Source organism: Pseudomonas fuscovaginae SE-1, assembly GCF_000364705.1.
Taxonomy (GTDB): domain Bacteria; phylum Pseudomonadota; class Gammaproteobacteria; order Pseudomonadales; family Pseudomonadaceae; genus Aquipseudomonas; species Aquipseudomonas fuscovaginae_A.
This window is the reverse complement of record NZ_AQOH01000364.1, coordinates 1-15,864: the sequence shown is the minus strand read 5'-3', so window position 1 is coordinate 15,864 and position 15,864 is coordinate 1. Positions and strand designations below refer to the sequence as shown.

The following is a 15,864-nucleotide window of genomic DNA, read 5'->3' as shown; positions in this document are numbered from 1 at the left end:
AAAATTTGTTTGAATAGTATCCGCGATCCCGCTCCGATGCTAGCCGTTCGGGGCAAGGAAAAGGGGTGTTTGATGTCTGGGCTTTGTGACAAGAGGAAACACTTTTTTGACACATTCCATCGTATTTTTCGTGAGTCTTCTATTGCCTTGCGCGAGGGTGACAAATCCGCGAGAAGCTTGCGTTCCAAGGCTTTCAGAGGTATAAAAAATCAAATTTATTTTTAAAACGCTGCTCGTTCGGTCAGTTATCTCCTTAGCAAAGGCTCCTCACACATGGTCGCAAAGAAACTCAGCGCTCCCAATGTCACCAAGACTCGCTTGCTGGATGCCACGGAGGCACTGTTTACCAAGTATGGCTATGACGCCGTGCTGCTGCGCCAGATCACCGAACGTGCCCAGGTCAACCTGGCCGCAGTGAACTACCACTTCGGGGACAAGGACTCCCTGATGACCGCGCTGCTCGAACAGCGCCTCGGCCCCCTCAACGAACAACGCCTGGAGCTGCTCGCCCGTTGCGAGGAACAGGCCGACGGCCCACTGGACTGCGAGACCCTGCTCGGCGTGCTGTTCGCTCCCGCCATGGGCCTGGAACGCAGCGGCTCCGGTGAGGAAGGGCGGTCCTTCGTGCGTTTTCTCGGGCGGGTCTACAGCGACACCTCACCCTTCATCCAGGAATACCTCAAGGAACACTACCAGCCGGTGTTCGAGCGTTTCTTCAATGCCTTCGCCCTGGCCTTGCCGGACATGCCACGCAACGAGGTCGGCGTACGCCTGCAGTTCGCTCTCAAGGCCATCTCCGGGGTGATCGCCGGCACCGAGCTGCGCTTCCTGATGCAGGCCATGAGCCTCGGCCGGCCGGCGACCGATGCCGAGGTCATGGCCAAGCTGATCAGCCTGGTGTCGGCGGCGATCCATGCGCCGATGCAGGACCAGCAGGCGACCAGCGCCCTGGACCGTGTGCTGGAAATCCAGCATGAGATCCGCCAGGGCCAGTCGGTAGGCGCCAAGGTGGCGAACCAGTAGCGCCGTTCATGGCCCTGACCGCTCGGTCGCGAGCGACTGGCCGGGCTGGCCGATCAGCACATCCTCGAAGGACCCGCCGACGGCCCGGGTAGGCTGACGCAACCGGATCTCCAGCACCCAGACCCTCTCGCTTGGCACGATGTCCAGATCCGCTGGTGTCCGAGGGTGACACGGTCATGCAGACGATCCAGGCATCGCCGATCAGCGACGGTGAATTGGAAAAACCTCTGCGGCGCGTGTCGAAAACCTATCGGTAGCGGCGCGAAGTCCTTCAGGACAGCCTGATGGAAGCCTTCGGCGAGCGGTTTGCGCGCCGAGCTTCAAGGCTGCAGCAGAATCGCCTCGGCCAGTTCCCGGTCACTGGCCTGCAGGCTCGGATGCTCCTGGCGGATCTGTCGGAGGGCCGCTTCCAGGTAGGCACCGCGAATCGCGCCGCCACTGGCGATGAAGCTTGAGGCATCATCGTGGGACGGGGCGACCGTCTTCTTGTCCTTCTTGAAGGTGGAATACAGCGATGCCGAGATCCCGGCCGAGGTCGCCACATCACCGGCATCGACGCCGGCCACGGCATGACCGGCAGGGAACAGGACCGCAATTGAGAAAGCCAGCACTACGCGACGCATGATCGTACGCTCCTGGAATTCAAGGGAAGTACCACACCCTAGAGCGTAGTGGGTGCCGCGAGACGGAGCAGCCCGTTTATCGGACGTGGCCGTAGGGCGTGCAATCGTGCGTTCATCGATGTGCCATTTTGTCGCACCGGCCAGCGTCGGCAGGGCGACAGTGGTAAATTGCCTGCCCATGACCTCCTTTCTCCCCTCGGGAACATTCAGGCGCCGCCGCGCCGCCTGGCTGGGCCTGTTCGCCATGCTGCTGGTGTTCGCCGGCCCGTTGATCGGGCAGGAGATGAGCCAGACCCGCGCCACGCAGGCGGCGCTGGAGGATATCTGTGGTGGTCCTCTCCCGGGAGCAGGCCTGTTGCCGGAGCGCAGCCCCGAACCTTCTCCCCACCACCTCGCGCTGTGGGAAAAGTGCGGTTACTGCTCGCTGTTGTTCCAGCACCCGGCACTGGCGGATTCCCACGCGGCGCTGATCCCCGCGCGTATGCGGCCACTGGGGTACCCAGGCGCGACGTTCAGTGCGCAGCAAGCCGCCGCGCCGGTCTTCCCCGGCTCGCGTTCCCGAGCGCCGCCCCGGGTTCGTGCCTGACCATCACTGCCAATCGTGGTTGGCCCCGTGACTGCACGCCATCGGCAGGGTCGCGAAGGTCGTCACCACTTGCGTTGCAAAAAGGCTACCCAGAGGGCCGCTTACATGAATGAGTTACTGACTCGCCGCCAGGTCGTTGCCGGCCTCGGTGTCCTGGGTCTTGGATTGCTGGCCGGCTGCGACAGCTCCGGCAAACTGACCTACAAGTACGGGAAGGACTTGAGCGACGAGATCCTCGGGCGCAAGTTCAAGCTCAAGGACACCCAGGGCAACGTCACCCTGCTTGGCAGCTTCAGCGGACTGATGCCGATGATCTTCTTCGGTTTCACTCAGTGCCCCGCGGTCTGTCCGACCGCGCTGGCCCGCGCGGCCCGCGCGAAGAAACTGATGGGCCCCGATGGCGACAAGCTGCAGGTGGTGTTCATCACCCTCGACCCGGAGCGCGATACGCCCCAGGTGCTCGATGCCTACGTCAAGGCGTTCGACCCGAGCTTCGTCGCCCTCTACGGCACCCTCGAGGAAACCGCGCGGACCGCGAAGGAATTCAAGGTGTTCTACGAGAAGATACCGGCCGGGGACAGCTACACCCTGTCCCACACCGCCACCAGCTTCGTCTACGACAGCCGAGGCCGCCTGCGCCTGGGCCTGTCGCCATCGCTGACGGCCCAGCAGTGCGCGGAAGACCTGCTCACCGTCATGTCGGTCTGCTGACAGATGCCAGCTAGAAAAATTCGAGATATACAAATGAAGTCATTGAAATATATAGTTTTTTGTTTTATTGGAATGACCAGTCTGCACGCTTCGGCGCAAACCCTGGTGGAAGATGCCTGGGTCCGTGCGACCGTGCCGGGCCAACCGTCCACCGGCGCGTTCATGCGTATCACCTCGAGCGGAGGTGGCAAGCTGTTGGAGGCGAAATCGCCTGTGGCCGGCCTCGTGCAGATCCACGAGTCGAAGATGCAGAACGACATCATGCGCATGCAACCCGTCGCCGCTGTCGAGTTGCCCGCGGGCAAGGCCGTCGACATCGCCCCCGAGGGTTATCACATCATGCTGATGAAGCTGACCGGGCAGGTGAAGGAGGGTGACAGTGTGCCGTTGACCCTGGTGGTCGAGAATGCCGAGGGTGTGAAGGAGTCGATCGAGGTCAAGGCCACGGCCCGTGCCCTGACCGAAATGCCGATGCACGATCACGGCAAGATGATGCAGTGAAGACCGGCTTCGGTTTCATCACGAACGCCCCGGCAGAGTCCAACTGCCGGGGCGTTCGCCTTTCGGGCCGATGCCGTGTGTATCACAGTGTATCCGGAGCCGCTGTCGATACACTGGCTGGCTTTTCGACCGTTTCCGGACACGTGTGGGATACAGGATCGCGGTTGACTGTGAAGCCTCCCAGGCAAACAGGAAATGCTGACATGAAATGGCTTTATACCGGATTGGCCGCGACAGGCGTGGCCCTGTCGGTGGGCATCGCCCTGGCGGCACCGACATCGAACAGCGCGGCCAACGCGGAAAATGCTTCGCCGATCTATGGCGTGACCATCCCCAATGGCTATCGCCAATGGGAACTGGTGGCACCGTCGTTGCAAGGTCCACCCCTGAACGAACTGCGCGCGATCCTCGGCAACCCGACGGCGCTCAAGGCCTATCGCAGCAACGACACCCAGCCGTTCCCCGACGGCACCATCCTCGCCAAGCTGGCCTGGAAGCATATGCAGTCGCCCGAAGCGGCCAGTGCCCTGGTCCCGGCGGACTCGACCACCGTGCAATTCATGGTCAAGGATTCGAAGAAATATGCCGCCACGGGCGGCTGGGGGTTTGGCCGTTTCATCGACGGCAAGCCGGCCGATGTGAGCCAGCATGAAACCTGCTTCGCCTGTCACCAGGCGTTGGTCAAGGATCGCGACTACGTGTTTACACGATTGGCGCGTTGAAGGCAGCTCGTTCGAACGAATCCCGAAACCGGATCAGCCAGAAGCGTAAGCGGCTGGCTGGTCCGGTTTTTTGGGCTGTCCCCGCTGGTCCATTCGCGGGCAAGTTCTTTGGGTTCCTTTTGGGTGACGCGGCACCCCGACGACTGCCAAAGGGAACTCGCCCGCAAGGGGCGAAACCCATGCATGAGCTGACCGCGCAAACGGATATGCCCCGATGGCCGTCCCATTACCGGTGCCGCAATATAAGTGAACCCCCGGGCCTGGTGCCGCTCGGCCAGTTCCTCGGCAAAGTCCACGGCAAGGGGCGCCAGGTTCACGTGAATCAGCGGCGCCTCGAGCGTGTCGAGCAAGCCGGATTTGAGCTGGTTGCTGGCAATGGCCTGGCCCATGCTGCCCAAGCCGACAAAACCGATTTTCATGAAGACTCACTCCTGACGAAAGGGGGTGGCATTGGCGGCGACTGCCGCCAAAGACCCTATTGAGCACACCGACAAGCGTCTGGAGTATGTCAAATATCGGCCCTCGGGCATTGAAAGGTATCGGTTAGGGTTTTGATACATTTTCTTACAGTGCGGCCCCGGCAACACGCTGCAATGGCGGTGCGCGGCGGCTTTTCCGGAGTCGAAACCAGCACGGTGATCAATGCGCCATCAGCGCAAATTCGCTACATGAACGACGCAACTTTGTATTTCCAGCCGACAAAATTCGTGGTTATTATCCTTCCGCGCTGTGGGACAGAATCCCCTCCAGCGTAAGAAGATTGCTACGGACAGCACAGTCCAGGCATTCGCAGCCGATCGGGTCGACCCTAGCGCTGTCATCCCTGCGCAAGCCTCGTCACCGCTCGTGGATCCTCCAAGGGAATGAGAGGCTTGAATTGGTCACAGAACCGAACGCCGCGCTTATCCAGCAATTGTTCGAATCCCAGGTACTGCGTGATCCCTCGGCCCCGGTGCTGGGTTTCATGGGACGGGTCCTGAGCTACCAGCAACTCAACATCCTGGCCAATCGCCTGGCGCACCACCTGCGTTCAGCCGGCGTCGGCCCCGATACCCGGGTCGCCCTCTGCCTGCAGCGTTCGCCGCAGATGCTGGTTGCCGTGCTGGCGGTGCTCAAGGCCGGTGGTGCCTATGTTCCGCTGGACCCCGCATACCCCGCACAACGTCTGGCGCACATGCTCGCCGACTGCGCGCCACGGCTGGTCCTGACCCACGCCCAGGCGCTCGTCGGCCTGAGCCCGGCACTGGCCAGCCTGGCCGAACAGCCCGCGGTGCTCGACCTGAGCGACGAGGCCGCCTGGGCCGATTGCCCGGCGGACAACCTGCCAGCCGATGCCCTCGGCCTCAACGATCGTCACCTGGCCTACGTGATCTACACCTCCGGTTCCACCGGATTGCCCAAGGGCGTGATGGTCGAGCATCGCGGGCTGGTCAACCTGGCCCGCGTCCAGGGGCCGCTGTTCGCCGTGGGGCCCGGAGATCGGGTGCTGCAGTTCGCTTCCTTCAGTTTCGATGCCTCGGTCTTCGAGTGGGTCATGGCCTTGACCCACGGCGCTTGCCTGGAGATCGTCGAGCCCGGCACTTTGCTGCTGGGCGATAACCTGGTGCAGGTGTTGCGCGAACGGCACATCAGTCATGCCACGCTGCCACCGTTGGTGCTCGCCGGGCTTGGCGACCCTGCCAGCTTACCCGGACTGGCGACCCTGGTGCTCGCTGGCGAAGCGCCAAACCCGGCGTTGGCGGCGGTCTGGGCAAGGGGGCGGCGACTGTTCAACGCCTATGGTCCGACCGAAACCACTATCTGGGCGACGGTCTACCGTTGCGCCGAACACCACGATCGGCAATCGCCCGTGCCGATCGGCGAACCGATCGACCAGGCCAGTGCCATCCTGCTGGACGAGGCGGGCGCTCCGGTGCGTCTGGGCGAGGTGGGCGAACTGTTCATCGGCGGTATCGGCGTGGCCCGGGGCTATCTGAATCGTCCGCAACTGACCGCCGAACGCTTTGTCGACAGCCCCTTCGTACCCGGCGAGCGCCTGTACCGCACCGGCGACCTGGCACGTTTCGACGCTGACGGCCAACTGCTGTTTCTCGGACGCAGCGACTTCCAGGTCAAACTGCGCGGTTTTCGAATCGAGCCTGGCGAAATCGAGGCTTGCCTGAACAGCTTGCCCGGCGTCGAGGAATCCCTGGTGATCGTTCGCCAAGACACGCCGGGAGAGCGCCGGTTGGTGGCCTACTACCGGGCGGCGAGCGATATCACCCCGCAACAGTTGCGTGAGCACGCCCGGCAGAGCCTGCCCGAACACATGCTGCCGGCTGCCTGCGTACGCCTGACACAATGGCCGTTGAACGCCAATGGCAAGCTCGACCGCCAGGCGCTGCCGGTGCCGGATGCCAGTGCGCTGATCAGCCGCGAATATGTCGCGCCAGAGGAAGGGCTGGAACAGTGGCTGGCGGATATCTGGGCGCAAGTATTGAAAGTCGATCGGGTAGGGCGCGAGGACAGTTTCCTGGCCTTGGGCGGCGACTCCCTGAGCGCCTTGCAGATCACCGTCAGGGTGCGCGAACAGGGCGGTCGGCACCTGCCGCTCAAGAGCCTGTTTCTTGAGGGCACATTGCGCCAGGTGGCCCGGCAACTGAGTGAACCCTTGGCCGCTGGCCCGGCCGTTGTCAGCGACGCTTCGCCGATTGCGCCGCTGTCCTACCAGCAGAGCGGCGTCTGGTGGCTGAACAAGGTGTCCGACGCGCGGGCCTATCACGCCCAGAGCGTGATCAGCATCCATGGCCGACTCGATGAACAACTGCTGCAACGTTGCCTCGACGAGATCGTCAGCCGTCACGAAATCTTCCGCACTACCTTCCACGATGATGGCGAGGGGGTGCCCTACCAGCGGGTACACGAGCAGGCCCGTGCCGCCTTGACCTGTATCGATATCCCGGCGGATGACGAACAGGGGTTCATCGAGCGGGTCGAGCAGGAAGTGCATCGCGCCATCGATGTCGGCTGCCTGCCATTGGTGCGCTGGCTGCTGGTGCGGCGGGGGCCCGAGGCCTTTGCCCTGGTACATGTCGAGCATCACTTCGTGCATGACGGCTGGAGCGCGAACCTGTTCCTCGAGGAGCTGCTGCACCTCTACCAGTACCACCACGGCGACCGCGGCGACCCGCTGCCAATGCCGGGCGCGCAGTATGGCGAGTACGCCCGCTGGCAGCAGAGCGAGGCGGCCGAAGCCGAGTACGAGCGGCAGATGCGCTTCTGGCGGCAGCAGTTGCAGGATGCACCGTTCACCCTGCCGCTGCCCACCGACTATCCCAGGCCCGCCCAGCGCAGCGGGCGTGGCCGACAGTTGCGCTTCGAACTGCCGGCCGAGCTGGCCACCAGGCTGCGCCAGTTCAGCGACGCCGAGGGCGTCACGGTCTTCACCACCCTGTTCACGGTGTTCCAACTGTGGCTGGGACGGCGCTGTGGCATCGAGGATTTCCTCGTCGGCTCGGCCGTGGCCAACCGCAAGTCGGTGGCCTACGAGCGTTGTCTGGGCATGTTCGTCAACAGCGTGGTGATCCGCGCCGATCTCGCTGGTGCGCCGACCTTCCGCGAACTGCTGGGACGTACGGCCGAGCGCATGCTCGATGTCTACGACCACGAAAGCGTGCCGTTCGAGCGCCTGGTGCGCGAATTCCAGCCCACCCGCTCGCTGTCGCGCAACCCGCTGTTCCAGGTGGCCTTCAGCTTCCACAACTCGCAGACCCCGCGGCTCCAGGGGCCCGGGTTCGACCTCTCGCTGTTCGAGGCCTACAGCAACCAGACGGCGAAGTTCGATATCGAGGTGGTGGTGATTCCCCGGGGTACCCGGGCCGACAGCCCCGACACCCTGTCGCTGCTGTGGAACTACTCGGCTGATCTGTTCAAGGAAGAAACCATGACCCGCTTGCGCGACAACTATCTGGAACTGCTGGGGCGGTGCCTGGAGGCACCGGAACGCCGCCTGGACAGTGATTCGCTGATCAGCGCCGAGGAACGCCACCGGTTGCTGACCGAGTGGAACCCGGTCATCCCGTGCGAGCCGCCGCCGCGCTGCCTGCATCAACTGTTCGAGGAGCGGGTGGCGCTCGATCCCTGGGCGCCGGCGGTCAGCCTCGGAGGGCAGACGCTCGGCTACGGCGAACTCAATGCTCGGGCCAACCGCCTGGCGCGCTACCTGCGAACCCTCGGTGTCGGCCCCGATGTGCTGGTGGGCCTGTGTGTCGAGCGCTCACTGGACATGCTGGTCGGCCTGCTGGCGATTCTCAAGGCCGGCGGTGCCTATGTCCCGCTCGATCCGGTCTATCCGAGCGAGCGCCTGAATCTGCTGCTCGCCGACAGCAACCCGGCGGTGGTGCTGACCCACGCCGCCGCGAGGCCCAGCCTGACCGCCGCCTGCAAGGGCCTGGCCAGTAAGCCGCGCCTGCTGGACCTGGAGGTCGATGCCACGCGCTGGGCCGAGCGTCCCGCCGACAATCTCGACCCGCAGGAGCTGGGGCTGACGCCGAACCACCTGGTCTATGTGATCTACACCTCAGGTTCCACCGGTACGCCCAAGGGTGTGATGATCGAACATGCTCACGTGGCGCGGCTGTTCGGCAGCACCGCCCGGCAGTTCGACTTCAGTGCCGACGATGTCTGGACGCTGTTCCATTCCTTCGCCTTCGACTTCTCGGTCTGGGAAATCTGGGGCGCGTTGCTGCATGGCGGGCGCCTGGTGATCGTGCCGACCCTGACCAGCCGCACCCCGGCGGATTTCTACCAGTTGCTCTGCGAGCAGGGCGTGACCGTGCTCAACCAGACCCCTAGCGCCTTCCGTAGCCTGCTCGGTGCCCAGGCGCGCAGCCGTGCGGCCCACAGCCTGCGTTGCGTGGTGTTCGGTGGCGAGGCGCTGGAGATGACCACGCTCAAACCGTGGTTCGCCGACCCGCGCAACAGCGACACGCAACTGGTCAACATGTACGGCATCACCGAAATCACCGTACACGCCACCTACCTGGCGCTGCGGGCCGAAGACGCCGAGCAGCCCGGCAGCCCCATCGGCCGGCCCCTGGCGGACCTGCGCTGCTACCTGCTCGGCAGCGCCGGGCAGTTGCTGCCGATCGGTGCCGAAGGTGAGATCCACATCGGCGGAGCCGGGGTTGCCCGTGGCTACCTGAACCGTGCGCAACTGACGGCCGAGCGTTTTATCGACAATCCGTTCGTTCCGGGCGAGCGCCTGTACCGCACCGGCGACCTGGCGCGCTACCGCGCCGATGGCAGCCTGGAGTTCCTGGGCCGTAACGATTTCCAGGTGAAGATCCGCGGTTTCCGCATCGAACTGGGTGAAATCGAGGCCTGCCTGGCACGCTGCGCCGGAGTGCGCGATGCACGGGTGATCGCCCGCGAGGATCAGCCGGGCGAGCCGCGACTGGTAGCCTATTACACACTCGTCGACGGTGCCGTGCCGACCGTCGAGGCACTGCGCGGGCAATTGGCGACGGCGCTGCCGGAGCATATGGTCCCGGCCGCCTATGTCAGCCTGGAGGCATTGCCGTTGACCGCCAACGGCAAGCTCGATCGCAACGCGCTGCCGGCGCCTGGCGACAGTGCCTTCGGCACGCGACCCTTCAGCGCTCCGCAAGGCCCGGTGGAAATCGCCCTGGCCGAAGCCTGGGCCCATGTGCTTGGTCGCGAGCGGATCGGTCGCGATGACAACTTCTTCGCCCTCGGCGGGCATTCGCTGTCGGCCCTGCGGGTCCTCGAGCGCCTGCGACGACAGGGCATCGAACTCGATGCCCGGCTGATGTTCAGTGTCCCGGTGCTGCGCGAACTGGCCGCCGGGGTCGAAGTGGCGGAGCTCGCCGCCCCCATTGCGGCCAATGCGATCGTTCGTGGCCAGCCGATCACCCCCGAATGCCTGCCGCTGGTCAGCCTGACACAAGCACAGATCGACGCCATCCTTGCCACGGTGCAGGGCGGCGCGGACAACGTCCAGGATATCTACCCGTTGTCGCCGTTGCAGGAAGGCATGCTGTTCCACCATCTGATGGCGCGCAATGGCGATCCCTACCTGCTCTGGTGCCTGATGAGCTTCAGCGACCGGGCGACCCTGGAGCGTTATGTGCGGGCGCTGGAAAGCGTGATCGAGCGTCATGACATCCTGCGCACCTCGGTGTTCTGGGACGACCTGGAAGAGCCGGTGCAGGTGGTCTGGCGCCAGGTTGACGGCCTGGTCGAGGAGCTGCAACTGGATCCGGCCGAGGGCGATATCGCCACGCAATTGCGCCAGCGCTTCGATCCCCGGCAGTTCCGCCTGCCGCTGGACCGCGCGCCGCTGATGCGCCTGGTCATCGCCCGGGACGAGGCCAACGACCGCTGGCTCGGTCTGCGGCTGTTCCATCACATCATCGACGACAATACTTCGCTGAAGCAGCTCAACGCCGAAGTCGAGGCGGTGCTCGACGGCAACGCCGCCAGCCTGCCGCCGGCCCTGCCGTATCGCAACTTCATCGCCCAGCGGGTCAGGGGCGGCGACCGGCAGGCCGAGGAACAGTTCTTCCGTGGCATGCTGGCCGGTATCAGCCAGCCGTCGGCACCGTTCGGCCTGCTCGACATCCAGGGCGACGGTAGCGGCGTCAACGAGGCCCGGCTGATGCTCGAGGATCGACTCGGCCAGCGACTTCGACAGTCGGCCCAGGCCCTGGGCGTGAGCCCGGCCAGCCTGTTCCATGTCGCCTGGGGCCAGGTGGTGGCGCACACCTCCGGCCGCCAGGACGTGATCTTCGGCACCGTGCTGTTCGGTCGCCTGTACGGCGGCGAGGGCGCCGAGCGCATCCTCGGGCCGTTCATCAACACCTTGCCGATCCGCATCGACCTGGCCGCCGAGGGCGTGGCCGCCTGCGTGCGCCGCACCCACGGGCTGCTGACCCAACTGTTCGAGCATGAACACGCCTCGCTGGCCCTGGCCCAGCGGTGCAGTGCCATCGCCTCGCCAACGCCGCTGTTCACCAGCCTGCTCAACTATCGCCATAGCGAACGGGCCACCGAGGGCGGTGACTCGACTTCCGGCGCCTGGAAGGGCATCGAGGTGCTGGGCGGCGAAGAACGCACCAACTACCCGCTGGTACTGGCCGTGGACGACAGCGGCGAAGGTTTCCGCATCGGTGCCCAGGTCTGCGCGGCACTGGATGCGCAACGCACCTGCGCGATGATGCAGCAGGCACTGGACAGCCTGGTCCGGGCCCTTGAAGAGGCGCCGCAAAGCCGTGCCGACCGTCTGGATATCCTGCCGCCGGAGGAACGCCGGCAGTTGTTGCAGACCTGGAATCCCCCAGCGCCGCACACCGGCGCCAGCGACTGCCTGCACCAAGCGTTCGAGCGGCAGGTCGCCCGCCAGCCTTCGGCAACGGCGGTGAGCTTCGCGGGCACGACCCTCACCTATGGCGAATTGAATGCCCGGGCCAACCGCCTGGCCCACCACCTGCGCCAACGCGGGGTGGGCCCGGAAGTGCGGGTCGGGCTGTGTGTCGAGCGCTCCCTGGAGATGCTGGTGGGCCTGCTCGCCATCCTCAAGGCCGGCGGCGCCTATGTGCCGCTGGATCCGACGTATCCCGCCGAGCGCCTGGCCTATCTGCTGCAGGACAGTGGGGTGGCGCTGGTGCTCGTTCATCAGGCCACGCGCACGTTGTTGACCGAGCCGCTGCAAGGGCTGGCGAATGCTCCTGAATGCCTGGAACTGGACCGTGAAACCTGCGCCGACGGCCCGGCGGACAACCTCGACCCGGCGCGCCTGGGCCTGACCCCGGCCAACCTGGCCTATGTCATCTATACCTCCGGCTCCACCGGCCAGCCCAAGGGCGTGATGATCGAGCACCGCCAGGTGGCCCGGCTGTTCACCAGCACCGCGGCGCAATTCGCCTTCAATGCCGATGATGTCTGGACGCTGTTCCATTCCTTCGCCTTCGACTTCTCGGTCTGGGAGATCTGGGGCGCGCTGCTGCACGGCGGGCGTCTGGTGATCGTCCCGGCGCTGACCAGCCGTACGCCGGCGGACTTCTACCGGTTGCTCTGCGAGCAGCGGGTAACGGTACTGAACCAGACGCCCAGCGCCTTCCGAGGCCTGCTGGAGGCCCAGGGGCGCAGCGAGGCGACCCACGGCCTGCGTTGCGTGGTGTTCGGTGGCGAGGCGCTGGAAACCACCGCGCTCAAGCCCTGGTTCGCCGACCCGCGCAACAGCGATACGCAGGTGGTGAACATGTACGGCATCACCGAGATCACGGTACATGCGACCTACCTGGCACTGCGCGCCGAAGATGCCGAACGCGCCGGTGCCAGCGCCATTGGCCGGCCACTGGCGGATCTGCGTTGCTATCTGCTCGACGCGACGGGGCAACCGGCGCCGATCGGTGTCGAGGGCGAGATCCATATCGGCGGTGCCGGGGTTGCCCGTGGCTACCTGAACCGTGCGCAGTTGACCGCCGAACGCTTCATCGACAGCCCCTTCGTGCCGGGCGACCGCCTGTACCGCACGGGCGATCTGGCGCGTTACCGCGCCGATGGCAGCCTGGAGTACCTGGGGCGCAACGACTTCCAGGTGAAGATCCGTGGCTACCGTATCGAACTGGCTGAAATCGAAGCCTGCCTGGGCACTTGCCCGGGGGTGCGCGAGGCGGCGGTCATCGCCCGCGAGGAGCAACCGGGCGACCCGCGCCTGGTGGCCTACTACACGGCGGCCGAGGGGGCCGCGCCGGCAGCCCACGAACTGCGCACTCAGTTGGCGGCGGCGTTGCCGGAGCATATGGTGCCCGCCGCCTACGTCCGTCTCGACAGCCTGCCGCTGACCACCAACGGCAAGCTCGACCGCCAGGCACTGCCGCGGCCCGACGAAAGCGCGTATGCACGGCATACCCATGTCGAGCCGGGCACGCCGATCGAACGGGCCCTGGCCGAGATCTGGCGCGAGGTGCTGCGATGCGAGCGGGTCGGCCTCACCGACAACTTCTTTCAACTGGGTGGTCATTCGTTGTTGGCCACCCGCATCGTCGCCCGCATCGACGATCTGCTGGGCATCGAGTTGCCGATGCGGGTGATGTTCGATCACCCGACCATCGAGGCGCTGCTCGACTACCTGTTTGCCCAGGCGCAGGAAACCCGCGCTTCCCCTTGAGAACCCGAGAGCGACCCGGCCCACAAGGCCGGGTCGCGGCGTGCGGGGCGAATCACGCCCCTGAAACCGACAAAAACAATGCAGTCACGGATGGAAGCCTCTCATGTTCGACAAAACCTCGTTGCGTGATATGACGCCGGCGCAGTTCGCCGCCTTGCACAAACGGCAGAAGATCACGCCGGCAGTGCGGGGTACCACGTCGCCACGGGCCTCTTTCGCGCAGCGGCGGCTGTGGTTCCTCGCCCAGTTGCCCGGTGGGGGCGACGCCTACCACGTACCGTTCGGGCTGCGCCTGCATGGCACGCTGGATCGCGCCGCGCTGAAACAGGCACTGGATCGCCTGGTGGCGCGCCACGAGTCACTGCGCACGAGCTTTGCCGCCGAGGGTGACGAGGTGGTCCAGCGGATCGCCGGGGCCGACTGTGGTTTTCCCTGGCAGGTCCACGATCTCGCCCTGCAGGCTGATGCACAGGCGCAGGTGTCGATCCTGGCGGACGAGGAGGCAGGGGCTTGCTTCGATCTGGGCAAGGGGCCGCTGTTTCGCGGGCGTCTGCTGATTCTCGGCGAGCAGGAACATGTCCTGCTGCTGACGTTGCACCACATCATCTGCGACGGCTGGTCGATGGCGGTGCTGACCCGCGAACTGGGCGAGCTTTACGACGCCTTCCGCCAGGGGCAGGACGACCCGTTGCCGGCGCCGGCGCTGCAATATGCCGACTACGCCCAATGGCAGCATGGCTGGCTGGCCGAACAGAACCAGGCCGGCCACGACGATTACTGGCGCGACACCCTGGCCGGGGCACCGAACCTGCTGGAGCTGCCTGGCGACCGTCCCCGGCCGGCGCTGCAACGCTACGAGGGTGGATTCGAGCCTGTGCTGCTGGATGAAACCCTGAGTCAGCAGATCAAGGCCTTGAGTCTGCGCCATGGCACCACGCTGTTCATGACTCTGCTGGCGGCCTGGGCGGTGGTTCTGGCACGTCTGTCGGGTCAGGACGACATCCTCATCGGGACGCCGGTGGCGAACCGCGCCCGACGGGAAACCGAAGGGCTGATCGGCTTTTTCGTCAACACGCTGGTCCTGCGCCTGTCCCTGGCCGACTCGCCGACCACCGCGCAGTTGCTCGAACAGGCCCGAGCCGTGGCGCTGGGTGCCCAGGAACACCAGGAACTGCCGTTCGAGCAGGTGGTGGAGCGGCTCAACCCTCCACGCAGCCAAGCCTACAGCCCATTGTTCCAGGTGATGTTCGCCTGGGAGAACAGCGAGCCGGGCACGCTGCAACTCGCCGGCCTGGACTGCCAGCCGCTGCGCAGTGGTCACCAGGCGGCCAAGTTCGACCTGACCCTGGTGCTGGCCGAGCAGGGCGGGCGGATCGTCGGCGGCCTGGAATACGCCACGGCCCTGTTCGACGCGGCCACGGTCGCGCGGTTTGCCGGCCATCTGCGCCAGGTGCTCGAAGGCATGATCGCGCGGCCGCAGCAGCCGGTCACGGCGTTGCCACTGCTCAGTGACGGGGAGCGTGAGCGTCTGGTATGGGACTGGAATGGCCGTGAGCAGGCTTTCGACTCCCGGCGTTGCCTGCACGAGCTGTTCGAAGCCCAGGCACGCCGAGATCCCCAGGCCGTTGCCGTGCGCTGTGGCGACGACAGCCTGACGTATGGCGAACTGAATACCCGGGCCAATCGCCTGGCCCATGAGCTGCGCGCCCTTGGCGTCGGACCGGACGACCGGGTCGGGCTGTGCCTGGAGCGCACCCTGGACATGCCGCTGGCGGTCCTCGCGGTGCTCAAGGCCGGGGGCGCCTACGTGCCGCTGGACCCCGGCTATCCGCCGGCACGGCTGCGCCACATGCTGAGCGACAGCGCGCCTTCGGTGCTATTGAGCCACGGTCCGGCCCGGCCGGCGTTGCTCGCGGCCCTCGAAGGCCTGCCAGAGCAACCGCTGTTGCTCGATCTGCAACAGGATGCGCAACGCTGGACCTCGCACCCGCAGCAGGACCTCGCACCCCAGGCATTGGGCCTGACGCCACGCCACCTGGCCTACGTGATCTACACCTCGGGTTCCACCGGCCAGCCCAAGGGCGTGATGGTCGAACACCGCGGCCTGCTGGCGGTCAGCGCCGCCTGGGAACAGCTGTACGCCCTGCGTCCGGGCCTGCGTCACCTGCAGATGGCCGGGTTCTCTTTCGACGTGTTCAGCGCCGACCTGATCCGCGCCCTGTGTTTCGGCGGTGAGCTGGTACTGTGTCCACGCCAGACCCTGATGGACCCGCCGGCTCTCTACCGCCTGCTGCGGGATGCGCGGATCGACTTCGCCGACTTCGTCCCGGCGGTGCTCAACCCGCTGCTGGCCTGGGCCGAGGAAAGCGGCCATGAACTGGCGTTCCTCGACACCGTGGTCTGCGGCTCGGACACCTGGAGCGCCCACAGTGCCCGCCAGTTGCGCCAACTGTGCGGCGAGGCGGTACGAATCGTCCATGCCTATGGCGTGACCGAAGCCAGCATCGACAGCACCTGCTTCGAACT

The 15,864-nt window shown here is 65.5% G+C and carries 9 protein-coding genes and 2 pseudogenes; 9 read left to right on the top strand and 2 right to left on the bottom strand.

Going from position 1 to position 15,864, the window contains the following annotated elements; all coding sequences use genetic code 11:
* Positions 1 to 273 precede the first annotated feature (273 nt).
* Positions 274 to 1,023, top strand: coding sequence for a TetR/AcrR family transcriptional regulator (locus K675_RS0128455; protein ID WP_017906857.1), 750 nt, complete (start codon positions 274 to 276; stop codon positions 1,021 to 1,023).
* A gap of 320 nt (positions 1,024 to 1,343) precedes the next feature.
* Here K675_RS0128455 and K675_RS0128450 read toward each other — a convergent pair whose 3' ends face one another.
* A complete protein-coding gene (locus K675_RS0128450; RefSeq protein WP_017906856.1) occupies positions 1,344 to 1,646 on the bottom strand; it encodes a DUF2388 domain-containing protein in 303 nt (100 codons plus the stop codon).
* Positions 1,647 to 1,824: 178 nt separating this feature from the next.
* Here K675_RS0128450 and K675_RS0128445 point away from each other — a divergent pair, with 178 nt between their 5' ends.
* The 4 genes from K675_RS0128445 to K675_RS0128430 all read left to right on the top strand — a co-directional run bounded on the left by K675_RS0128445 (position 1,825) and on the right by K675_RS0128430 (position 4,166).
* The gene (locus K675_RS0128445; protein ID WP_020481086.1) at positions 1,825 to 2,232 is read left to right on the top strand and encodes a DUF2946 domain-containing protein; all 408 of its coding nucleotides are present in this window, start codon (positions 1,825 to 1,827) and stop codon (positions 2,230 to 2,232) included.
* Positions 2,233 to 2,337: 105 nt separating this feature from the next.
* The gene (locus K675_RS0128440) at positions 2,338 to 2,943 is read left to right on the top strand and encodes an SCO family protein (protein ID WP_017906854.1); all 606 of its coding nucleotides are present in this window, start codon (positions 2,338 to 2,340) and stop codon (positions 2,941 to 2,943) included.
* 72 nt (positions 2,944 to 3,015) lie between these two features.
* Positions 3,016 to 3,444 carry a copper chaperone PCu(A)C gene (locus tag K675_RS0128435; protein ID WP_017906853.1) on the top strand — a complete coding sequence of 143 codons (429 nt, stop codon included), beginning with the start codon at positions 3,016 to 3,018 and terminating at the stop codon, positions 3,442 to 3,444.
* Between the two features lie 203 nt (positions 3,445 to 3,647).
* Positions 3,648 to 4,166 (top strand): cytochrome P460 family protein, encoded by a 519-nt coding sequence (locus K675_RS0128430; protein WP_017906852.1) that lies wholly within the window; start codon positions 3,648 to 3,650, stop codon positions 4,164 to 4,166.
* On the opposite strand, the gene K675_RS33480 is transcribed toward K675_RS0128430, so the two are convergent.
* Positions 4,139 to 4,585, bottom strand: coding sequence for an NAD(P)-dependent oxidoreductase (locus tag K675_RS33480; RefSeq protein ID WP_017906851.1), 447 nt, complete (start codon positions 4,583 to 4,585; stop codon positions 4,139 to 4,141). The two genes, K675_RS0128430 and K675_RS33480, sit on opposite strands and share 28 nt — an antisense overlap.
* 341 nt (positions 4,586 to 4,926) lie before the next feature.
* Between K675_RS33480 and K675_RS34325 the strand changes: the two are divergent.
* The 4 genes and pseudogenes from K675_RS34325 to K675_RS31565 all read left to right on the top strand — a co-directional run.
* Positions 4,927 to 8,190 (top strand): annotated as a pseudogene (locus tag K675_RS34325) (amino acid adenylation domain-containing protein); the annotation flags it as partial.
* Between the two features lie 81 nt (positions 8,191 to 8,271).
* Positions 8,272 to 9,732: pseudogene (locus K675_RS34320) on the top strand (amino acid adenylation domain-containing protein); the annotation flags it as partial.
* Positions 9,733 to 9,819: 87 nt separating this feature from the next.
* On the top strand, positions 9,820 to 13,338 hold the full coding sequence (locus tag K675_RS34315; RefSeq protein WP_420066352.1) for a non-ribosomal peptide synthetase: 3,519 nt from the start codon (positions 9,820 to 9,822) through the stop codon (positions 13,336 to 13,338).
* A 103-nt stretch (positions 13,339 to 13,441) separates the two neighbouring features.
* The coding region (locus tag K675_RS31565; RefSeq protein ID WP_017906849.1) for a non-ribosomal peptide synthetase at positions 13,442 to 15,864 on the top strand (2,423 nt) is incomplete at its 3' end.

Bases quoted from the DNA above. Each gene is read 5' to 3' on its own strand.
- K675_RS0128440 (WP_017906854.1), top strand. From the start codon at position 2,338: ATGAATGAGTTACTGACTCGCCGCCAGGTCGTTGCCGGCCTCGGTGTC.
- K675_RS0128455 (WP_017906857.1), top strand. From the start codon at position 274: ATGGTCGCAAAGAAACTCAGCGCTCCCAATGTCACCAAGACTCGCTTG.
- K675_RS0128445 (WP_020481086.1), top strand. From the start codon at position 1,825: ATGACCTCCTTTCTCCCCTCGGGAACATTCAGGCGCCGCCGCGCCGCC.
- K675_RS0128435 (WP_017906853.1), top strand. From the start codon at position 3,016: ATGACCAGTCTGCACGCTTCGGCGCAAACCCTGGTGGAAGATGCCTGG.
- K675_RS0128450 (WP_017906856.1), bottom strand. From the start codon at position 1,646: ATGCGTCGCGTAGTGCTGGCTTTCTCAATTGCGGTCCTGTTCCCTGCC.
- K675_RS33480 (WP_017906851.1), bottom strand. From the start codon at position 4,585: ATGAAAATCGGTTTTGTCGGCTTGGGCAGCATGGGCCAGGCCATTGCC.
- K675_RS0128430 (WP_017906852.1), top strand. From the start codon at position 3,648: ATGAAATGGCTTTATACCGGATTGGCCGCGACAGGCGTGGCCCTGTCG.